General features: G+C 36.4%; 21 protein-coding genes. 9 read left to right on the top strand and 12 right to left on the bottom strand.

The features are described from left to right. Positions 1-44 precede the first annotated feature (44 nt). From sufB to C8J95_RS01725, 6 genes are read left to right on the top strand one after another with little or no spacing between them, the layout of a single operon-like run. Positions 45-1,493, top strand: a complete 1,449-nt coding sequence (gene sufB / locus C8J95_RS01750) for a Fe-S cluster assembly protein SufB (protein ID WP_034871825.1) — start codon at positions 45-47, stop codon at positions 1,491-1,493. A gap of 33 nt (positions 1,494-1,526) precedes the next feature. Next, the gene (gene sufC, locus C8J95_RS01745) at positions 1,527-2,264 is read left to right on the top strand and encodes a Fe-S cluster assembly ATPase SufC (RefSeq protein WP_107807351.1); all 738 of its coding nucleotides are present in this window, start codon (positions 1,527-1,529) and stop codon (positions 2,262-2,264) included. 53 nt (positions 2,265-2,317) lie between these two features. Then, complete coding sequence (gene sufD / locus C8J95_RS01740; protein WP_185124582.1) at positions 2,318-3,622, top strand: Fe-S cluster assembly protein SufD; 1,305 nt, start codon at positions 2,318-2,320, stop codon at positions 3,620-3,622. Positions 3,623-3,633: 11 nt separating this feature from the next. Continuing rightward, positions 3,634-3,951 carry a YbjQ family protein gene (locus C8J95_RS01735; RefSeq protein ID WP_059325747.1) on the top strand — a complete coding sequence of 106 codons (318 nt, stop codon included), beginning with the start codon at positions 3,634-3,636 and terminating at the stop codon, positions 3,949-3,951. Positions 3,952-3,959: 8 nt separating this feature from the next. After that, positions 3,960-4,481, top strand: coding sequence for a hypothetical protein (locus C8J95_RS01730; RefSeq protein ID WP_107807350.1), 522 nt, complete (start codon positions 3,960-3,962; stop codon positions 4,479-4,481). A gap of 5 nt (positions 4,482-4,486) precedes the next feature. After that, positions 4,487-5,707 carry an aminotransferase class V-fold PLP-dependent enzyme gene (locus tag C8J95_RS01725; protein ID WP_107807349.1) on the top strand — a complete coding sequence of 407 codons (1,221 nt, stop codon included), beginning with the start codon at positions 4,487-4,489 and terminating at the stop codon, positions 5,705-5,707. 73 nt (positions 5,708-5,780) lie between these two features. Here the strand turns inward: C8J95_RS01725 and C8J95_RS01720 are convergent, their stop codons facing one another. The 5 genes from C8J95_RS01720 to mutL all read right to left on the bottom strand — a co-directional run bounded on the left by C8J95_RS01720 (position 5,781) and on the right by mutL (position 11,550). After that, the gene (locus C8J95_RS01720) at positions 5,781-7,388 is read right to left on the bottom strand and encodes a Na+/H+ antiporter (protein WP_107807348.1); all 1,608 of its coding nucleotides are present in this window, start codon (positions 7,386-7,388) and stop codon (positions 5,781-5,783) included. 170 nt (positions 7,389-7,558) lie between these two features. Further along, positions 7,559-7,972, bottom strand: coding sequence for a hypothetical protein (locus C8J95_RS01715; RefSeq protein ID WP_107807347.1), 414 nt, complete (start codon positions 7,970-7,972; stop codon positions 7,559-7,561). Between the two features lie 52 nt (positions 7,973-8,024). Beyond that, complete coding sequence (locus tag C8J95_RS01710; RefSeq protein WP_107807346.1) at positions 8,025-9,008, bottom strand: endonuclease/exonuclease/phosphatase family protein; 984 nt, start codon at positions 9,006-9,008, stop codon at positions 8,025-8,027. Next, a complete protein-coding gene (locus tag C8J95_RS01705; protein ID WP_107807345.1) occupies positions 9,005-9,769 on the bottom strand; it encodes a rhomboid family intramembrane serine protease in 765 nt (254 codons plus the stop codon). The genes C8J95_RS01710 and C8J95_RS01705 overlap by 4 nt, the downstream gene beginning before the upstream one ends. Positions 9,770-9,774: 5 nt before the next feature. Beyond that, on the bottom strand, positions 9,775-11,550 hold the full coding sequence (gene mutL / locus C8J95_RS01700; RefSeq protein ID WP_107807344.1) for a DNA mismatch repair endonuclease MutL: 1,776 nt from the start codon (positions 11,548-11,550) through the stop codon (positions 9,775-9,777). 185 nt (positions 11,551-11,735) lie between these two features. On the opposite strand from mutL, the gene C8J95_RS01695 reads away from it, so the two are divergent. Then, a complete protein-coding gene (locus C8J95_RS01695) occupies positions 11,736-13,277 on the top strand; it encodes a glycine--tRNA ligase (RefSeq protein WP_107807343.1) in 1,542 nt (513 codons plus the stop codon). Positions 13,278-13,491: 214 nt separating this feature from the next. Further along, positions 13,492-15,177, top strand: a complete 1,686-nt coding sequence (locus tag C8J95_RS01690) for a hypothetical protein (RefSeq protein WP_107807342.1) — start codon at positions 13,492-13,494, stop codon at positions 15,175-15,177. Between the two features lie 66 nt (positions 15,178-15,243). On the opposite strand, the gene C8J95_RS01685 is transcribed toward C8J95_RS01690, so the two are convergent. Then, positions 15,244-15,624, bottom strand: coding sequence for a hypothetical protein (locus tag C8J95_RS01685; RefSeq protein ID WP_107807341.1), 381 nt, complete (start codon positions 15,622-15,624; stop codon positions 15,244-15,246). Positions 15,625-15,633: 9 nt separating this feature from the next. Continuing rightward, complete coding sequence (locus C8J95_RS01680; protein ID WP_107807340.1) at positions 15,634-17,037, bottom strand: nucleoside recognition domain-containing protein; 1,404 nt, start codon at positions 17,035-17,037, stop codon at positions 15,634-15,636. Positions 17,038-17,212: 175 nt separating this feature from the next. On the opposite strand from C8J95_RS01680, the gene C8J95_RS01675 reads away from it, so the two are divergent. Continuing rightward, on the top strand, positions 17,213-17,884 hold the full coding sequence (locus C8J95_RS01675) for a class I SAM-dependent methyltransferase (RefSeq protein WP_107807339.1): 672 nt from the start codon (positions 17,213-17,215) through the stop codon (positions 17,882-17,884). 18 nt (positions 17,885-17,902) lie between these two features. On the opposite strand, the gene C8J95_RS01670 is transcribed toward C8J95_RS01675, so the two are convergent. From C8J95_RS01670 to C8J95_RS01650, 5 genes are all read right to left on the bottom strand, one after another. Next, positions 17,903-18,412 carry a hypothetical protein gene (locus C8J95_RS01670; protein WP_107807338.1) on the bottom strand — a complete coding sequence of 170 codons (510 nt, stop codon included), beginning with the start codon at positions 18,410-18,412 and terminating at the stop codon, positions 17,903-17,905. Between the two features lie 11 nt (positions 18,413-18,423). Further along, positions 18,424-19,281, bottom strand: coding sequence for an acetyl-CoA carboxylase, carboxyltransferase subunit beta (gene accD, locus C8J95_RS01665; RefSeq protein ID WP_059156077.1), 858 nt, complete (start codon positions 19,279-19,281; stop codon positions 18,424-18,426). Between the two features lie 61 nt (positions 19,282-19,342). Continuing rightward, the gene (fbaA, locus tag C8J95_RS01660) at positions 19,343-20,413 is read right to left on the bottom strand and encodes a class II fructose-bisphosphate aldolase (RefSeq protein ID WP_059325734.1); all 1,071 of its coding nucleotides are present in this window, start codon (positions 20,411-20,413) and stop codon (positions 19,343-19,345) included. 62 nt (positions 20,414-20,475) lie between these two features. Then, positions 20,476-21,306 (bottom strand): thioredoxin domain-containing protein, encoded by an 831-nt coding sequence (locus C8J95_RS01655; RefSeq protein ID WP_107807337.1) that lies wholly within the window; start codon positions 21,304-21,306, stop codon positions 20,476-20,478. A gap of 22 nt (positions 21,307-21,328) precedes the next feature. Then, positions 21,329-22,189: an NAD kinase gene (locus C8J95_RS01650; RefSeq protein ID WP_059325733.1), complete on the bottom strand. Its 861-nt coding sequence runs from the start codon at positions 22,187-22,189 to the stop codon at positions 21,329-21,331. Positions 22,190-22,192: the final 3 nt, after the last annotated feature.

Here is a 22,192-nt window from a genome sequence, read left to right as displayed (position 1 = left end):
AGATTGGGGCTTTTTTGCCCATAATTTCCAAAACAAAATAAATAATGAGTAAATACACAGAAGACGACCTAAGGGTTGACCTCGAGAATAAAAAATATGAATTCGGTTGGGAAACAAAGATCGATTATGAAGATTTCCCGATTGGACTGAATGAAGATATTATTCGTGCTATTTCGGCAAAAAAAGAAGAGCCAGAATGGATGACGGAATGGAGACTGGAATCTTACCGTATCTGGTTGAAAATGGAAGAACCGGACTGGGCAAATATTAAGTATGAAAAACCTGATTTCCAGGCAATTCGTTATTATGCTGCACCAAAAGTTAAACCGGAATTGGCTAATCTTGATGAAGTAGATCCGGAATTACTAAAAACTTTTGAAAAGCTAGGTATTTCAATTGATGAACAAAAACGTTTAACAGGTGTTGCTGTAGATATCGTAATGGATTCCGTTTCGGTAAAAACTACATTTCAGGAAACACTTGCTGAAAAAGGAATTATATTTTGCTCTATTTCTGAAGCGATTAAAAATCACCCGGATTTAGTAAAACAATATATTGGTAAAGTTGTGCCAAGAGGAGATAACTTCTATGCTGCACTTAATTCTGCAGTATTCTCTGACGGTAGTTTCTGCTATATTCCGAAAGGGGTAAGATGCCCAATGGAACTTTCTACCTATTTCCGTATTAACCAGGCAGGAACAGGACAGTTTGAAAGAACATTACTTATTGCTGACGAAGGAAGTTATGTTTCTTATCTGGAAGGGTGTACTGCGCCATCCAGAGACGAAAACCAATTGCATGCTGCAGTTGTAGAGCTAATCGCAATGGACGATGCTGAGATTAAATATTCTACTGTACAGAACTGGTATCCAGGTGACGAAAGCGGTAAAGGAGGTGTCTTCAACTTCGTAACAAAAAGAGGTCTTTGTGAGAAAAGAGCAAAAATCTCCTGGACGCAGGTTGAAACAGGATCTGCAGTTACATGGAAATATCCGTCTTGTATCCTGAAAGGTGATTATTCTGTAGGAGAGTTTTATTCTATAGCAGTTACGAATAACCATCAGTATGCAGATACCGGAACTAAAATGATCCATATTGGTAAGAATACCAAATCAACAATTATTTCTAAAGGTATTTCTGCCGGTAAGTCTAACAATTCATATCGTGGACAGGTGAAGGTAATGCCTTCTGCAAAAGGCGCAAGAAACTTCTCACAATGTGACTCGTTGTTAATGGGTAACGAATGTGGAGCACACACTTTCCCTTACATAGAAATTAAAGACCCTACGGCTCAGTTAGAGCATGAAGCGACAACTTCTAAAATTGGAGAAGATCAGATTTTCTACTGTAACCAGAGAGGTATAGATACCGAAAGAGCAATTGCATTAATTGTAAATGGTTTTAGTAAAGAAGTTCTGAATAAGCTGCCAATGGAATTTGCTATTGAAGCACAGAAACTTTTGGAGATCTCATTAGAAGGATCAGTAGGATAAAAAAATAATCAACAATAATTTACCACATTTAACATGTTAAATATAAAGAATCTTCATGCAGGAATTGAAGAAAGAGAAATTTTAAAAGGAATCAATTTAGAAATAAAAGCAGGTGAGGTTCATGCTATTATGGGACCTAACGGTGCCGGGAAGTCTACACTTTCTTCTGTTATTGCAGGGAAAGAAGAGTATGAAGTAACTGAAGGTGAAATTCTTTTTGAAGGTGAAGAAATTCTTGAAGATGCTCCGGAGGAAAGAGCACACAAAGGTATTTTCCTTTCTTTCCAATATCCGGTAGAAATTCCTGGAGTTTCGGTAACTAACTTCATTAAAGCAGCAATGAACGAAACCAGAAAAGCAAAAGGTTTGGAAGAAATGCCTGCAAAAGAAATGCTGGCGTTAATTCGTGAAAAATCTGAGCTTTTGGAGATCAAAAAAGATTTCCTTTCCCGTTCTTTAAATGAAGGATTCTCTGGTGGAGAGAAAAAGAGAAATGAGATTTTCCAGATGATGATGTTAGATCCGAAATTAGCTATTCTGGATGAAACAGATTCAGGTTTGGATATCGATGCGTTGAGAATTGTAGCAGACGGTGTAAACAAATTCCGTAACGAAGGAAATGCTGTTTTAGTTATTACTCACTATCAGAGACTACTGAACTACATTCAGCCAGACTTTGTACACGTATTAGCAGATGGTAAGATTGTAAAAACAGGAGATAAAACTTTAGCATTAGAGCTTGAAGCGAAAGGTTATGACTGGCTTATCTAATCCTTAGAAGGAGATAAGAAGATCATAATCAAATTCAAACTTAAATCATTACAATGTTACAAGAACAAGTTTTACAACAACACGAAGCTTTTTTAGAAACCCTAAAACACCGCTTTCTGGACGATAAAAGAAAAGCGGCATTGGCAAAATTCGTGGAAATAGGGTTTCCTAAAAAGAAAAACGAAGAATATAAATATACTAACCTTGCGGAAATCGTTAACAAGGAATATAATTTCTTCCCTAAAAAAGAGCATAATGTATCTAAAAAGGATCTGGATGCTTTACATATTGGTGAAGAGAATTTTGATTATATTGTTTTCATTAACGGAGAGTTACGCAAAGAGTTTTCAAAAATTTCAATTGAAAATGTAGAGTTTTTATCTTTCAATTATGCGTTGAATGATGAAAAGCACAAAGAAGTTTTTGAGAAGTATTTCAATACAATTACCCATGAGGATAATCCGTTTGCAGACCTTAACCTTGCGTACTGCAAATATGGTTTTTTCCTTCATGTACCGAAAAATACAGTAATTGAAAAACCAATTCATGTATTTTATTTATCACAAAATCAGGAAGAAAACACTTTCTACAATACAAGAAATTTACTAATTGCTGAAGCAGGATCTAAAATTGAGGTTATTGAAAGTCATCATAACTTCGACGATACCTTTACCTTTACCAATTCTGTAACTGAGATTTTTGTTTATCCAAATGCTAAAGCAGACTGGCATAAACTGCAAAATGACAGCGATACTTCTTATTTAGTGGATAATACCTACGCAAGACAAGAGAAAGACAGCCTTGCGACTGTAAATACCTTCTCTTTCGGAGGTAAGCTGGTAAGAAACAACCTGGATTTTATTCATAACGGAGAGAATATCAACAGCTTTATGAACGGGATTACGATCATTAATAATGATCAGTTAGTAGACCACCATACAGCTGTACATCACAACTTTCCTAACTGTGAAAGCTACCAGAATTATAAAGGTGTTTACAATGGTAAATCACATGGTGTATTCAACGGGAAAGTATTTGTAGATAAAATTGCACAAAAAACCAATGCTTATCAGCAAAACAACAATGTTTTGTTAAGCGAAGGAGCAACAATAGATACCAAACCTCAGTTAGAAATCTTTGCAGATGATGTGAAGTGTTCTCACGGTTGTACAGTAGGTCAGCTGGATGATGAAGCATTATTCTATCTGAGAGCCAGAGGTATCTCTAAAAATGAAGCAAGAGCACTATTGCTATATGCCTTTGCTCATGATGCAATGCAGAATATTGACATTGAACCTCTTAAGTTAAAAGTTTCTAAGCTTTTAGCTGAGAAGTTAGAAGTAGATATCGAATTCTAATTAACATAAAGATGATACTAACTACCACCAACACAATCGAAGGACATCCGGTAAAAGAATACAAAGGAATTGTTACCGGGGAAACCATTATCGGAGCGAATGCTCTTAAAGACTTTATGGCAGGATTAACCGACTTTTTCGGAGGAAGATCTACTACCTATGAAAAGGTTCTTATCGAAGGAAAAGATACTGCTTTAAGAGAGTTACAGGAGCGTGCGGTACAGATGGGCGCTAATGCGGTTATCGGTATCGATTTAGACTACGAAACTGTTGGCCCGAACGGAGGAATGTTGATGGTTACTGCAAGCGGAACAGCAGTAGTTATATAGACCGTAAAATGGACCTGGGCCAGATCAGTTTTAATCTCAAAGCTTATAAGGAGCACAACCAGATTTTGGATGCTGCAAATTTTGTTGTACATCAGTTTGGTCTTGAGAATAAGGACTTTGAAGGTTTCGGTTTTCGGGAAGAAATAGAGCCAAACTCTATTTTGTTGACTACAGAAGGAGAATTTGGAGAGGCCCAGCGGATTATAATTCCCCGGAACCTGTTTGACTTTGATTTAGCTCTTGTAATGAATGTGATTGCCCACGAGATGGTTCATGTTTCACAAAGAGCAGCTAAAGACTTTGTTGAAGATAAAAATGAAAGAGAATGGCAGGCTTATTATGAAATGCTGTTTCATAAGCGCTTTCCTCAGTTACCGGAACTTTCCGTCTTTCATAAAAAATTCTTTGCGGACAAAGCTTACACATATTACGGAAGAATGGGTGAAGGCTCTGAACTTCAACAGAAATATGCTGATGAAAAAGCAGAAGTTGATGCCTTTATAATGGCTTTAACAGAACAAAAAAACTAAAAGTAATGTTTGATGTACAAGAAATCCGTTCACAGTTTCCTATTCTTCAGGAAAAGGTTAATGGTAAAGATTTAGTTTACTTGGATAATGCAGCAACCAGCCAGAAACCTAAAATGGTTTTGGATGCTATTAATAACTATTATGAGCATTACAATGCAAATGTTCACAGAGGGATTCATACACTTAGCCAGGTAGCTACAGAGATGATGGAAGATGCTCGTAAGAAGGTACAGCGATTTATCAATGCAAAGCATGATTATGAAGTACTATTTACTAAGGGGACAACTGAGGGGATTAATCTTGTTGCTTATGCAATTACTGATCTGATTAAGAAAGATGATGAGATCATTATTTCTTACCTGGAGCACCATTCTAATATTGTTCCTTGGCAGATGTTATGTCAAAGAACAGGAGCAAAACTTCGTGTAATTCCGATGAATGAAGAAGGTATTTTGCAAATAGATGTTCTGGATGAATGGCTTTCTGAGAAAACGAAGCTTGTTTCTGTAAATCAGGTTTCCAATGCCTTAGGTATTGTTAACCCGATTGATGAAATCATCAGAAAAGTAAGAGCAAAATCTAATGCTTTTGTATTTATAGACGGTGCACAGGCTGCGCCACATTTCGAAATAGATGTTCAGGCAATGGACTGTGATTTCTTCGCTTTCTCAGGCCATAAAATGTATGGACCAACAGGAACCGGAATTTTATATGGAAAAGCATCCGCTTTGGAGCAGTTAAATCCATTTCACGGAGGTGGCGAAATGATTGACCATTGTACTTTCGAAAAAACAACTTACGCAGGGCTTCCTTTCAGATTTGAAGCCGGAACACCAAATATTGCAGGTAATATTGCAATAGGAACAGCAGTGGATTTTATGGAGAAAGTAGGAAGATCCAATATTGCAGCACATGAACATGCATTATTAAAATATGCACAACGTAAACTTCTGGAAATAGAAGGCCTAAAAGTATATGGTGAACACGCCAATAGAGCAGGTGTAGTTTCCTTTAATCTATCCGGAATAGGTATTGCCTCGGATGTAGGTATGATCCTGGATAAATTGGGTATTGCTGTAAGAACAGGACACCATTGTACACAACCAATCATGGAATATTTTGGTGTTGCAGGAACGGTAAGAGCCAGTTTTGCTGTATACAATACATTTGAAGAAATAGATATCTTAACAGAGGGTGTGAAAAAAGCTCAAAAGATGTTGGCATAAAACAAGAAGACAAATCTTTCTTATATGATAAAAATGATCGGAAATTTTCCGATCATTTTTTTATGATGTTATTTTAATGTTGGAATCCCGTAATCTTTGCTTCGTCCAGATCTAGGCTTAATTCCTGTTTTCGAAGAACAGAATCGTCAAATTCATCCATTCTGCGAAGCTCAGTAAGTAGCTTTCTCTGCTCCTTTATAATCTCTCTCCGGATTTCTGTAACCGATTTTACTGCATCACCATGAAAACTGTTGTTAATGCATTTTAATCGATTTTCCAGTAGCTCCAGATCTGCCTGCAGTTGCATTTTTCGGTTATTGACCAAAGAATATTTTTGCACTTCTTCCGAATAATTCTTTTCCAGAGTATGTAGCGCAATTCTTTTTAATTTCCACAATATTCTTGTTTCTTGCTCTTCTTCAGACATAGTAGCTCCTACTTCCTTAATATCAATGTATTTCAGGATAATAGGCAATAAAAGCCCCTGTCCTACAAGGGTGAGCAGGATAATAATAAATGTTACAAAAATAATCATATCTCTATGAGGGAAAGCTTCTCCTGATGGCAGAGCCAAGGGTATGGCCAGCGCTCCGGCAAGGGATACAACACCCCGCATGGCCGCAAGGCTTAATATAAAAGGTTCCCTCCAATCCAAATGTTTGTCTTTTTTACGGATGCTTTTAAATAATAAAGGCGGGAGATAGGTCCAGGTAAAGGTCCACACAAATCGGGTTAATACAATAGCCCCGCCAATGATTACGGCATAACCTAAACCGGATTTTATAGCTTCCGGTGACATTTCATCTATAATACCGGGCATTTGCAAGCCTATCAGGATAAAGATAAAAGCATTCATCAGGAATATAATCGTGCTCCACACATTTACAGCCTGTATACGTGTTGTATGTGTCTGAAAACGGTTAGAGTTATAAGACATAACAAGTCCGCCGGTAACAACAGCCAGAACCCCCGAATAATGGAAGTGTTCCGCAACAATATACATGATATAAGGTGTAATCAGTGTAAAGATAGTATCGATATCAGAAGTCGTTGGCAGGATTCTGAAAATCAGCATTAACAGGAAGGCAACGACAAGACCTACAAGTGCACCCATAATAGCCATTACAAAGAAGTTTCCTATGGCTTCCTGCATTACGAACTGCCCGGTAAGTATGGCTGCCAGTGCAAACTTCATTACAATTAAACTCGATGCATCGTTTATTAAGCTTTCTCCTTCCAGGATGCTAAGTGTTCTTTTGGGAATCTTTAGGTGTTTTAAGATGGATGTAGCGGCAACAGCATCCGGAGGGGAGTTAATCCCGCCCAGTAAAAATCCCATTGCTACAGTTATTCCCGGAATCATATTAGAAGAGAGATATGCTACTACTATGGATGTCAGAAAGACCAAACCAAAGGCGAGTCCCAGTATGGGTCTTCTGAACCTTAGAAAGTCTTTCCATGAGGTATTCCATGCCGCTTCAAAAAGAATAGGGGGCAGGAAGATAAGGAAAACAATACTAGGATCTACCTGAAAAGTTGGTAAGCCAGGAATAAAGCTTATCAAAAGTCCGGCAACTGTAAGGAATATAGGATAAGCAATGCGGATCTTTTGTCCAAGCATTACCAGGAGCATTACACCAAAGGCAATGCCTATTCCCCAGAGTAAATAGTTTTCGATCATTTGATAATTGTATTAAATTGTGTGTTGGAAAATAAAGAATTGTCGTCAAAAATATGAAAAATTTCATTTATGAAAACGCCTTGTTCTGATAGATAAATGTAATAATCATAACAAAAAAACGGGCGTTTCAATTGAAATGCCCGTTATATCTTGTGAAAAAGAAGATCTAATTATTTTTTTAATTCTTCTTTAGCAGCGGTTGCAGCTCTGTCTATTTTATCACCTGCTTTCTGAGCACCTTGCTTAATATCTTTACCAGCTTTGTCTACAGCATCACCAGTCTTATGAGCAGCATCTTTCACGGCATCACCAGTCTTGTCAGCCGCGTTCTTCACAGCGTCACCAGTTTTATCAGCTGCATTTTTTATTGCATCACCAGTTTTGTTAGCCGCATTTTCTACTTTGTCCTCAGCTTTCTGAACGCCTTCTTTTACTTTCGCGCTATCTAATTTTGTTTCAGTAGTTGTAGTCGTTGTAACTGTACCGGAATCTGTAGATTTAATTTCAGTACTTGTAGTTTCCTTTTTGCAAGAAGTCAAAGCCAGTGCAGAGAATACTGCTACACCTAAAATTGTTTTTTTCATATTTAGTTGATTAAAATGTTTAAGATGTGAATTTAACGTAAAAAAATGATATTTATTTTACTTTAAAAGAAGAAATTACCGGGAAGTGATCAGAAATTTTTAATTCTCTGTCTACTGTATAGCTTGTAGCCTTTATTTGTGGGCTACAGAAGAGATAATCTATACGAATCGGAAATTTGTAATCGTGAAAACTTGTAGCAGATCCTGAACCTGCTTCCATAAATGCATCATTAAGGTTTTTGCTTAAATGGTAATATTCATAGGAGCTAGGTACAGAGTTGAAATCTCCACCCAGAATAACAGGATAGGGGGAGTTTTGTACAAATTCCCGTACAGCAGCTACCTGGTCCTGGTGAATTCTGAAACTTTCCGCCATTCGGGAACCTAAAATTTTTGCTTTTTCTTCATTAATTTTATTGTCGCCGGTTGGGCGAAGCATATCTTTTTTCAGATAAAAAGGCTCGAGATAAACATTAATAAAACGGATGGTTTTTCCATTTATATTGATATCTGCATACAGAGAATGTCCATTGCTGCCATCTTTTATAATCTCACCCTGATTTTTAACCGGATATTTAGAATATATAGAGACAACTCGTTCTTCTACAACATGCTTAAACCCAGGAATAGAAAGAGATTCTTTATTGTGGTAGCCTTTTTCCTGGAAAAATATAACATCAGGAGCTTCGCCTTCCAAAAAGGATTTTAGGGTGGGAAGATCGCGTCCAGCATGAATATTATAGGTAACAACTTTTAGATTTCCTGCTACAGAGCCTGGACTGTAATTAACCCATCTTCTGATAGGGTTGAAAAAGAAAAGAAGACCAATAAGGAAAAATATAGCCCTCTTTTTCCACGTTGCAATCCATACAATAGTAAGTACAATGTATGCAATTATAAGTGGAGGAAATACTAAAGGGACAAAATTAAACCACTTAAAAACCTTAGGTGGTATAAAACTATTGAGTAACATTGCAGCAAGGGCAAAAAATAGCACCAAATGCAATAATGTAAGTATAAGTCGAATAACTTTCATCGGCGATCTATCCTGAATCTGTTTTTAGTCCAAATTTTGATCAGGATAAAAGCAATAACTGCGCCACCAAGATGTGCAAAGTGTGCAACATTATCTCCCTGAGAATCTCTTACACCTAAGAAAAACTCAACGATGATAAGGAAAGGCATTAAATACTTAGCTTTAATAGGAATTGGCGGGATCAGCATCATGATCTTAGCATCCGGATAAAGCATTGCAAAAGCTACTAAAAGCCCATAAATGGCTCCTGAAGCTCCTACCATTGGTGTTCTTAGAAAATCGAAAAGTTCCTGAACTTCTTGCGGATTTCCTCTAAAAGTAGCATTCTGAACATCATTAACAAAAGAGCCGTTAATACCTAACTTTGAAAGATGAAAAAGCTGTTCGATATCTGTTCCCTGCGCAACAAGACTGTTAATAAGACTGTCTACCTGGATATAGTTAACGATGTTAAATAAAATATAAGCCCCAATACCACATACAAAGTAGAATATTGCATACTTTTTAGGTCCTAAAGTCATTTCAATTGCCGAACCGAAAGACCATAAAGCAATCATGTTGAATATGATGTGCATATACCCGTCATGCATAAACATGTGGGTAATCACCTGATAAAACTGGAAGTTAGGTGATCCCGGGAAAAAAGCCCCCAGAATTACTCCTAAATCTATTCCAATGGGCTTTAAAAGAAAAGTAGCTACAAATAGCAGAACATTAACAATCAGCAGGGTTTTGGTAATAGGTGGAATATATCTTTGCATATTTTTTACATTTTAAGTTTATTTTTCAGTTCCTCAATAGGAAGCTCTATATAGCACTTCTTTTTATTGTGGTTGTATTCCGGGAATCCCAGTGCTGAAAAATCTTCAATAAGGCTCTCTACGTCTTCTTTCTGATGGAAGTCGAAGTTGGATTTAGATTGTAATTTTACCTGTTTGCTTTCAAAGAATTCAAAAAAGTCTAAACTTTCGTCTTCATATTCTGCAAAAATTTTTTGTAAAAGAGGTATAATATCTTTGTCTGATAAATCTTCCGGTACAGCATGAATATGTAATATATGTTCACTTCCATCCAGATTCATATCAAAACCTATTTTAATCAACTTCTCACGAACCGCCAGGTAGGTCATCTTTTCTATCTCATTTAGATAAATTTCATGAGAGAATAATAATTTCTGGCTATGGGTTTGAGATGTTTTCTTCTTTTGCTTTCTTTCATAAAGCACCAATTGGTGCATTCTGCCCAGATCAAGCATCAACGTTTTACTGTTGTGATTGTAAAGCCAGAATCCGTTAGGAAGTCGCATCAATTCATCTTCCGTATCGTCTTCATCAAATAAATTGATTTTTGAAGGGGAAGGCGAAACACTTGTCTGGTACATTTCTGTAAGACTAACTATCTCTTGTGGTTTCGGTGCAGAAGTCTCTTCCCGGAAAGGATTGTAATTGCGGTCTACCTGTATGGTAGGAATTACAACTCTGTCACTAGGAGAACGAGAAACAATCATTTCATCATGCATAGGTTCTCTGTCAAAATCCAAGCTTGGGGAGATGTTATAAATCCCGAGAGATCTTTTGATAGAGGAACGCAGCATTGCGAAAATAACATTCTCATCCTCGAATTTCACTTCTGTTTTCTGTGGATGTATGTTTACATCTATTTTTGCCGGATCTATTTCTAAAAACAAGAAATAGCTTGGAATATATTGAGGCTGCAAAAGACCTTCGAATGCTTCCTGAACCGCACGGGAAAGATAAGGGCTTTTAAAATACCTGCCATTAACAAAGAAAAACTGTTCGCCTCTGTTCTTTCTTGCGGCTTCTGGTTTTCCTACATATCCGTTAAGTCTTACCCAATCTGTCTCTTCTTTAATCGGAACCAGGAGAGAATGTAAACGTCTTCCGAAAATATCGATGATTCTTTGTAATTCTGTACTTTTTCGTAGACGGAATACTTCAGAATCATTATTATAAAGTGAAAATTCTAATCCCGGATGTGCAATAGCAACACGCTGGAATTCATCCATAATATGGCGGATTTCAACATTATCCGATTTTAAGAACTTTCTTCTTGCAGGCACATTATAGAATAGATTTTTCACAGCGAAGTTACTTCCATCTGTACTTTGTACAGGTTCCTGTTCAATCAGTTCCCCTCCGTGGATCATAATATGTGTTCCGTAGGAAGTGTCTGTCTGTTTGGTTTTAAGATCTATCTGAGCAACAGCCGCAATAGATGCTAAAGCTTCACCTCTGAAACCTTTAGTCGCAATTCGGAAAATATCTTCCGTTGTTCTTATTTTGGAAGTGGCATGGCGCTCAAAAGCCAGCCGGGCATCCGTAGCCGACATTCCGCTTCCGTTATCTACAACCTGTACCAGAGTCCGGCCACCATCCTTCACAATTAGTTCTATGGACGTTGCACCAGCATCTATAGCATTCTCCAAAAGCTCTTTAACGATGGATGCAGGTCTCTGCACCACTTCGCCGGCGGCAATCTGGTTAGCTACATGATCGGGAAGGAGTCTAATGATATCAGGCATTGTAGATTTTTATTTTTCTAATGTCAAAAATACATATAAGATTTTGGAAAAAAAATTTCATTTTCGGTAAAATTAGTATTCTGAAACGGAAAAGGAGTACTAATTAGTATCTAAATAATAATGACTTTTATGAAAAAATTGAAAGAACTCCCTAAAAAACTTATTTTTGCACTTTAAATAATATTATGGCTAAACAGGAAGACGTTTTCAAGAAGGTGATTTCTCACGCGAAAGAGTATGGTTTTATATTTCCGTCAAGTGAAATTTATGACGGACTTTCTGCAATCTATGACTACGGACAGAATGGTGCTGAGCTGAAAAACAATATCAAGCAGTATTGGTGGAAAGCAATGGTACAACTGAACGAAAACATTGTGGGAATCGATTCAGCAATCTTTATGCACCCTACAATCTGGAAGGCTTCCGGACACGTAGACGCTTTCAATGATCCATTAATTGATAATAAAGATTCTAAAAAACGCTTCCGTGCAGATGTGCTGGTAGAAGATTATTGTGCGAAATTAGAAGATAAAGCTCAGAAAGAGATAGATAAAGCAGCAAAACGTTTCGGCGAAGCTTTTGATAAAGCTCAGTTTGAAGCTACAAATCCAAGAGTAATAGAGTACAGAGAGAAGCAGAAAACTATTCTGTCCCGTCTGGCAAAATCTCTTGAAAATGAAGATCTGGCAGATGTGAAATCTCTGATTGAAGAATTGGAAATTGCAGATCCGGATACAGGTTCTAAAAACTGGACAGAAGTAAGACAATTCAACTTAATGTTCGGTACTAAGCTTGGTGCTACTACGGAAACAGCAATGGATCTTTATCTTCGTCCGGAAACAGCACAAGGTATTTTTGTAAATTACCTGAACGTTCAGAAAACTTCCCGCCATAAACTTCCTTTTGGTATTGCCCAAATAGGTAAAGCATTCCGTAACGAAATCGTAGCAAGACAATTTATCTTCAGAATGCGTGAGTTCGAACAAATGGAAATGCAGTTCTTTGTACCTCCTGGAACAGAGCTTGAATACTATGAAAAATGGAAACAAACCCGTTTGAAATGGCACTTGGCTTTAGGTCTTGGTGAAGAGAATTACAAATTTCACGATCATGAGAAACTAGCGCATTATGCAAATGCTGCGGCTGATATAGAATTTAAATTCCCATTTGGATTCAAAGAATTGGAAGGTATTCACAGCAGAACTGACTTTGACCTTTCTGCACATGAGAAATTCTCGGGTAAAAAACTACAATATTTTGATCCGGAAAGAAATGAAAGCTATGTACCATACGTAGTGGAAACTTCCGTAGGTCTGGACAGATTATTCCTTTCTATCCTTTCTCACTGCCTGAAAGATGAAGCACTTGAGGACGGATCCGAAAGAACAGTTCTTTCTCTTCCTCCAGCTTTAGCACCATTTAAAGTGGCGGTATTACCGTTAATGAAGAAAGATGGCCTTGCTGAATATGCGGAGAAAGTATTTGATGATTTGAAATATGATTTCAATGTTTATTATGAGGAAAAGGATGCTATTGGTAAGCGTTACAGAAGACAAGATGCTATAGGAACGCCATTCTGTATTACAATTGATCATGATTCATTAAACGATCATACTGTAACACTTAGAGACAGAGATACAATGCAACAGGAAAGAGTTCCGGTTTCTGAACTAAGGAGAATCATCGATGATAAGGTTAACTTCAGAAATCTTTTGAGTAAAATCTAATCTTAGCGATATAAGTAAAAAGCCCTTACAAAATACTGTAAGGGCTTTTTTATTTTACTGAAGAAATGCCGAGTTATTTACCTTGTTGTAAAATAGTTTTAAGAGATCTGCAAGCATCATTAATTTTATTTAATAAAGGCTTTTTTACGTGGTGTAGAGGGTGGAAAACTTTCACGGAATAAGAATATCTCCTATATTTGCTAAAAGAAATAGTATGGTAAATTCAAGAGCGAGAGAAACGACAGAGGCTATCGAGCGTATCTATGTTTCCATGCGACACTTATTCTACAGAGGGTTTTTCAAACCTGGAGGTATTTCCGGAGAAGCATTACGAAAACTTTTAATGATCATTCAACCAGAGATCTATGGTAGTATGGGGAATCCCAACAAAGTAGAGCTTAATGGTCTTTTATATGTTTTGGACAGACTTCCGGAAGGAATAGAAGAATGTGCTTTCATTCATTTAACTTCAGATGAAGGCTTCGAAAAAGGAAGCTTTGACCCTATCGTTCCTAAAAAACGTCGAAGAAATTGTTATCGTATAGATGAACACCAAATGAACATTGAAGTTCTTTTGGGAAGATCAGAAATTTATGATATTCTAACTCACCTTACATTCTTATATCTTGAAGCGGATAAAATACGAGATATTGGCTTCGATATGAATGAAGGCGGGCGTCCTAAGCGTGTTTGGAAAATTATTGAAGAGGTTGCATTAGGAGAGAAAAAGTTTTCCAGAAAGGAAAAAGAAGTGGCATTGGTTCATCTTTCAGCATTGCTGGGAAGACCGTTTGATGAAACTTTAGAAGCATATAATAACTTCGGAGACGATGATAACCCAGATCGTTTATTCAAGATTATTTACTGGTTGGGCCAGATAAGTCTTGATGACTGGAAGGAAAGCAGAGAGCGTGAAATTTATTTCAGTTCGATCCTTCAGGAGCGTGTGGGGCATCACTTCTTTGGTGAAAAATGGGCGAATAATGTAAAGAGAGTCTTGGTGGAAAATAATCTTCATGAAAGACCTTTACATATTATAAGTGCCAATATGCACAGTGTGCAGAATATGCTTTTTGCGAATGATGCACTGAACAAAAAAGTTACAAAAGAAGTAGATTACCTTCTATATCAGAAAATAAGTAACACAAAAGAGCTTAGAGATAAGATTTCAGATTATGCTCAGAATAAAAGTGTTATTTACATTGATGATGACAGCGGAAGTAATATCGATGTTCAGATCATTGATCTGGCAAAGACTGATCTTAAAAATAGCCCGTTAGGACACTATAAGTATTCCGGAGACGATGTTATCATGGTTTTTGATTATGCTTTCGGTGAGCAGGCTTTTGAGGTAATGGATGAATTGCTTCGTCCGTTTGAAACAAATAGTATTACATTTAAAATGAATGTGAAATCTGTTTCTGTAATGGGTAAAGCTGGTATCCTTACCGGAGGTAAAGGAGATATTATGATTCCTACATCTCATATTTTTGAAGGAACTGCGGATAACTATGTTTTCAAAAATGCATTGAGTAAAGATGACTTTACAGACAATGAGCTGAAAGCATTCGAAGGAAGCATGATTACAGTTTTGGGAACCTCACTTCAGAATAAAGATATCCTTTCTTACTTTATGACGACTTCATGGAAAGCTGTAGGGCTGGAAATGGAAGGTGCGCATTATCAGAAAGCGATTCAGATTGCATCAAAAATCAGAAATCACATTGAAGAAGATTTGTTTGTAATCTATGCTTATTACGCATCGGATAATCCACTGGAAACGGGTAGTACACTATCCTCAGGCGGATTGGGTCTTACAGGTGTAAAACCAACATATCTGATTACATTAAGAATTCTGGAAAAAATTATTGAAAAAGCAAATCAGAAGAAAACTAAATAAAATAAAACTCCCTGAATTTCAGGGAGTTTTTTATGTTGTTTTTCTAAATACTTCTCAGAAGTATTGCTATTGAATGCTGTTTATTCTATTGATAACAGGCAATGCGAATATCCCGCTGGTTTGCAGGTATTTCTGATACATAGCTTTTGCTTTCACTCCATATTCAGCATTATTTTCCTGTTGATAATGGAAATAAAAAAGATTTCCCAGCATTTCATAATAATCGGGATGATCTTTAGTTTCCCTTTCCTCAACCAATTGAATAAGCTCTTCCGAAGTTTTGGAAGAGACATCCTGAAAATCCATTTTGAAAATATCTCTCATAAGAGAATCAAAATCCAGTTCTTTCTGCATCAAACTTTCTTCCGGTTTCCCTAAAAGCAGTTTTTCCAATGCCTGAGAAAGTTGTCTGATTAATCGTATTGTAAAGTCTTTATCCTGAATCATATTTTTAATTTATCCAAAGAACATATAAGCTAATAAAATAGAAGTGATAACACCTACTAAGTCGGCTAAAAGCATTGCTCCCACCGTATAGCGTGTATCACGAATAGAAACGGCGCCAAAATATACTGCAATCACATAAAATGTAGTATCAGAGCTCCCCTGTAATATAGCAGAAAGTCTTCCCTGAAAACTGTCCGGCCCAAAAGTCTGCATAGTATCTACCATCATACCACGTGCTCCGGAGCCGCTTAAAGGTTTAATTAATGCTGTCGGAAGGCCATCTACAAATCTGGTATCTAAATGCGAAAGATTTGCCAGATATTTCATTCCGTCGATGATAATATCGAAAACACCGCTGGTTCTAAGTAAAGAGATAGCGATAAGGATGCCTACCAAGTAAGGTATAATCTTTACACAGGTATAGAAACCTTCTTTTGCGCCCTCTATAAAAGCGTCGAAAATATTTATTTTTTTATAAATACCTCCTAATACAATAAGTAAGAATATTAATAGGATGATACCATTACTCAGAAGCTTGCTAAAGTCATCCAACTCTTCCTTGTTCAGGCGAACCAGAAACATTACCAAAAGGGCAATAATAGCAGATATACCTCCCAAATAAGCCAGGACAATAGGCTGTAACAGGTTGATTTTTTGTTTAAAAGAAACAATAATCATCGCAGCCATTGTTGCAAAAAAGGTTGCGATCATACATGGAAGGAAGATGTCTGTAGGAGTTGCAGACTTCATAGAAGCACGAATAGCAATAATACTAACGGGAATTAAGGTTAATCCGCTGGCATGCAGACATAAAAACATGATTTGTGCATTGCTGGCTCTGTCTTTATTTGGATTTAAGGTTTGCAAACTTTCCATAGCTTTTAGGCCAAAAGGAGTCGCTGCATTATCCAATCCCAGAAGGTTGGCACTAAAGTTTAGCATCATATGCCCATAAGACGGGTGTCCTTTTGGAATCTCCGGAAACAGTTTTGAGAAAAAAGGTTGTATTAGGCGACTAAGGAAATTGATTCCTCCTGCTTTTTCAGCAATGCTCATAAAACCCATGAATAAGGTCATAATACCGATAAGACCGATACAAATATCAACAGCGGTTTTACTGGTGTTAATTACCCCGTCTGAACCTTGAATCCGGTATATCTTAATATCTTCACTGCCTTCTTTCTTACTATAATGAATTCTGTTCTCCTGATAATTCGGATTTTTAGCAATTGAATCCCGGATTATTGGTGAAAATTGTGTCAGATTTTTCTTTCCGATTTGTATAGTATCTCCGCTTTTTCCTACAATCATATCATTGTAGACCGATTTATAATCATTAGAGCTGAGGTATTTAATACTTGCAACGGCAATTGCAACGATAATGAAAGCACTCCAGATTCTGCTTAAAGCCATTTATGCTAAATTTTAGTAAAAATAAGGAAAAAATATTGATTCTGCTTCTTATTCGCGGGTACAGTAAGGTTATGATAATAATATTGTTAAATAATCAGACATAAGTGTTAAAAAACTTATATTTGACTATATAATAGCTGTTTATCTGCATTAAAACCATTTCACACAATATACAATGAGAAGTATACCATATATCATTAGAAGGGCAACATTTCTGGTCAAAGAGAGAGGAATTGTCAACAGTTGTAAATTTATTTATTCTCGCTATGGATATTTCTTAAAATACAGAATAAAGTTATCTAAAGTCTTTACTCCCGATCAGCTTAATATACAGAACATATATGCCTATAAGTACGAACCTATTATGCATTATTCCTTCAACAGGATGCTGAAAGGAATTGATTGGGACTGGAAGGAAAGTACCTTTATTGACATTGGCTGTGGGAAAGGAGCTGCTATTTTATTGGCTACACGCTACAATTTTAAGAGATATATTGGAGTAGAATTATCTCCCTTATTGGCAGAAGAATGTAGGAAGAATATCAGAAAATTTATAGGAAAAAAGGAAATTGATTATGCCGTTTATAATTGTGATGCCACAAAATATACAATTCCGGACGATATAAATGTATTCTATTTTTTTAATCCTTTTGCACCACCTGTCTTAAAGGTTGTTATGTACAATATTGAATTGTCTCTTATAAGAAACCCCAGAAAAATATTAATTCTGTATTTCAATGCAATGTATTTACCAATAGTTTTGGATAGTGGGTATAAAATTATTTATGCTGAAAAAACAGATCCTGTTGCCAGATACAAGTACGGAAATTTTGCACTTACCAACTGAGTATAAAGTGGCCAAATACTATAACTGAATATACATTAACTGATTTCCTGCATCTTCATCCATACTGGAAATAAATACAGCATGACGCGTTTTTTCGATAAGACCGTTGATAAAAAATGAAGTTTCGAAAAACTGGCGGTGGACACCTGGTAACAGGCTTTCAAAAAACTGAATTCCTATTGCATTGTTGTGTAGATCCATCTTGGTTTGTAAGGGCTCGTTGGGGAAAAGCTCTTCATGAAAATCTGTGACTCTTTTGCACCAACGGATGCACTTTCGGGGTGAAGATACCTTGCAGCAATACATCAGGATCAGACAACACCACAAAGCATGTCTGAAGGCATTTCCTTTACCATCTGTACTGTTGGTTCTCGGGAAATATTTTTTGGCAATAAGATAGGCCCGGACAGTTGCAACAAAGGATAATATAGAAAAAATAGGGTTGCTTAAAGAGAGTTTAAGCAACCTTATAAATTTTTTAAATGTTAATTGTCTAAAAGTATTAATAAAAACTTTTAGGGTTTTCATTAACTGATATATTAAGCGTTAACATTCATCAGTAACCTCATTGATCTGGATACTGTATCTTTAATTTCGTTTCTTCTTACGATAAAGTCTACAAAACCTTTTTCTAAAAGGAATTCAGATGTTTGGAAACCTTCAGGAAGGTCTTTACCAATCGTTTCTCTGATAACTCTAGGACCCGCGAAACCGATAAGTGCTCCTGGTTCTGCCATAATGATATCAGCAGTCATTGCAAAAGAAGCTGTAATACCACCAAAAGTAGGGTCAGTTAAATAAGCAACATATGGTAAACCTTTGTCTGAAAGCTGAGCCAACTTAGCCTGAACTTTTGCTAACTGCATTAGTGAATAAGCTGCTTCCTGCATTCTTGCTCCACCTGATTGGCAAATAATCATAAACGGTAATTTATGCTTCATTGCATAGTCGATAGCACGGCTAATTTTCTCTCCCATTACAGAACCTAATGAACCTCCGATAAAAGAGAAATCCATACAGGAAACCACAAGTTCCAATCCGTTTACTTTACCAACAGCGTTACGTACAGAATCCGTTAATTTAGTCTTGCCTTTTACTTCTTTTAGTCTGTCAGTATAAGCTTTAGTATCTTTAAAATTAAGAATATCTACACTTTCAACATTAGCATCTAATTCTTTAAACTTGCTGCCGTCGAAAAGCATATCGAAGTACTCTCTGCTTCCAATTCTCACGTGGAATCCATCCTCAGGAGAAACGAAGTTATTGTTTTTCAGTTCTTCGTGTTCAATAATTTTTCCTGTTGGTGTTTGGTGCCACAATCCTTTCGGAGAATCTTTCTTCTGCTCCGTTGGAGTGTTGATGTTTTGTTTCTTTCTTTTAAACCAGTCAAAAGCCATTTTCTAATTTATTTAAGAGAAGAAACAGAGCTAAAATTTTAACTCTGTTTCTGTTGATTTATTATTTAAGGGTATCGATATTGTTTAGATCCTCGAAAGCCTGAACCAGACGTTTAGAGAATGTTTCTTCTCCTTTTCTGATCCATACTCTAGGGTCATAGAATTTCTTGTTTGGTACGTCAGCTCCTTCAGGGTTACCGATTTGGTGTCTCAGATATTCAATTTTTTCATTCATGTAATCTCTGATTCCTTCTGCGTAAGCAAATTGAAGGTCTGTATCAATATTCATTTTGATAACACCGTAACCAATTGCTTCGCGGATTTCTTCAAGTGTAGAACCTGAACCTCCGTGGAATACAAAGTTTATTGGCTTGTCTCCTGTTCCGAATTTCTCCTGAACAAATTTCTGAGAGTTATCTAAAATTTTTGGTGTAAGTTTTACGTTACCTGGCTTGTATACTCCGTGAACATTACCAAAAGCAGCAGCAATAGTAAAGTTGTCAGAAATAGCTCTTAGTTTTTCATAAGTGTAAGCTACATCTTCCGGTTGAGTATATAATAATGAATTGTCTATACCAGAGTTGTCTACACCATCTTCTTCACCTCCTGTTACGCCTATCTCTACTTCTAAAGTCATTTGCATTTTTGCCATTCTTTCGAAATATTTTGCACTGATCTCCAGGTTTTCTTCTAGTGGCTCTTCAGAAAGGTCAAGCATATGAGAAGAGTATAAAGATTTTCCATTTTGCTTATAGAATGCTTCACTAGCATCTAAAAGTCCATCGATCCACGGAAGTAATTTCTTTGCACAGTGGTCTGTGTGTAAGATTACAGTAGCTCCATAAGCTTCTGCTAATGTATGGATATGTTGTGCTCCTGCAATAGATCCAAGAATTGCAGCTCTCTGTCCCTCATTAGATAATCCTTTTCCTGCATTGTAGATTGCTCCACCGTTGGAAAACTGAATAATAACCGGTGCATTAAGTTTAGCGGCTGTTTCCATTGTTGCATTGATGTTGCTGGAACCGATAACATTTACTGCCGGTAAGGCAAATTTGTTTTCTTTTGCATACTGAAAAATGTCAGTAACCATTGAACCTGTGGCCACGCCAGCTGGAAACATTTTGCTCATTTTTTTATTTTTTATTTGATGTAGGTTATTTAAAATTTTATTTGGTAAAGATAAGAAAAAATCTACTTCTCATATTTCTTACTTAAAAGTTTGGCGTTAGTTAGCCATTCCTCTTTGCCTTGTTTATTAATTTCTTCTATTGCTTGTAATGCTTGTTCATTTTTTCCTTCAATAAAATAGGCTTGTGCTAGTACATAGTAAGCAAATGACTGATTTTCTGGGTTAATTTTGGATGTGTCTAGATTTTTAAAAGCTTTTTTTGTTTTATTTAATAAAACATCATTGTAAATTATAGAAATATCAGCTTTTTCAATGTCGTTTTTGTTTAGTGAAACCTTCTTTGCCTTCACAAAAGAGTCATCGCTTAATTTTCTGAATGCCTCTTTTGCATTTGTATTTTTGGATGTTTGTAACAAAGCTTGATAAGATGATGCAAGTGACAAAAGTTCTTCATCTGTAGGCTTTTTAGGATTTGCAAAATCTAACAGATTATATAAATCTCTGGTGGATGCGGGAAATCCAGAGAGGTCATCATCTGTACTTTTTGCATTCACATATCCTGATTTATTAAAAATAGAATTACCTTTAATATCCGTAATTAGTAGGTTTGGGATGGTTCTTATGCCATATTGGGCTGCTGTATTTCTGTCATTATCGATGTCTACAGATACCAAAATGAATTTTTCTAAAGTATTCTTATATTGGGGATTATTAAGATATTCGAGTTGCATTTTTCTACAAGGCTCACACCAAACAGCATTTAAGTCCATAAGCACTAATTTATTAGTTGCTTGAGCCAGTTTTTTTGCCTCATTTATATCATTTATCCATATTTGAGAATAACCAAAATGGATGAATAGAATTAAGAATAAAAAAATAAATTTTCCCTTCATATTAAAATGTGATTTTGTGTTTCTAATTTCTTTTATCGTTCCCCCAAAGTAGTTTTTGTCTTATTGTTTCGAAAAAGCTGATGTCATCTGGCTGCACTAAAGACAGTGTGAATGGCGCTTTTTCAAGAGAAATTTCTTCTAAAGTATCGATGTGATATAATCTTGAATCCAGAGAAAGAGAATATTGCGGTACACGACTTTCTACTTTCAGGCGGATTTTTACATCGTCTTTTAATATCAGGGGTCTTACATTAAGGTTGTGTGGTGCAATAGGTGTAATGGCAAAGTTATCATTCTCCGGAGAGATAATAGGTCCGCCACAACTTAGTGAATAGGCTGTAGATCCTGTCGGAGTAGAGATAATAAGGCCATCTCCCCAGAAAACATTCAGAAACTCATCATTGATATAAGAATTAACCGTAATCATTGAGGTTGTTTCTTTTCTGGAAATAGTAACATCGTTCAATGCATACGGAAAATCTATATTGACCCCGTTTACTTTAATAACTGATCTTTGAGTAATAATAAGTTGTTTATCCAGAACTTTATCTATATTGTCAAAAACTTCTTCTTTGGTAAAACTGGCGAGAAATCCTAATCTTCCGGTATTGACCCCCACTACAGGAATACCCAAATCCTGAACAAAAATTAACGCATTCAGAATGGTACCATCTCCACCAAAACTGAAAAAATAATCGATCTCCTGATCTTTAAGATCTTCTTTGTTTGAAAAAATAGGAAAAACCTTGGAAAACTGTAGCCCTTCGGCAGTGTCCTTATGAAGTACAGCGGTAACATTTCGTTTGTTGAGCTCAGAGATAAACCTGCTCAGATATAGAAATGTGTCCAGATCTCTCTTTTGTGTGTATATTGCTGCCTTCATAAA

The organism is Elizabethkingia sp. YR214, assembly GCF_003058195.1.
In the GTDB taxonomy this organism is placed as follows: domain Bacteria; phylum Bacteroidota; class Bacteroidia; order Flavobacteriales; family Weeksellaceae; genus Elizabethkingia.
This window is presented reverse-complemented; position numbering and strand designations above follow the sequence as displayed.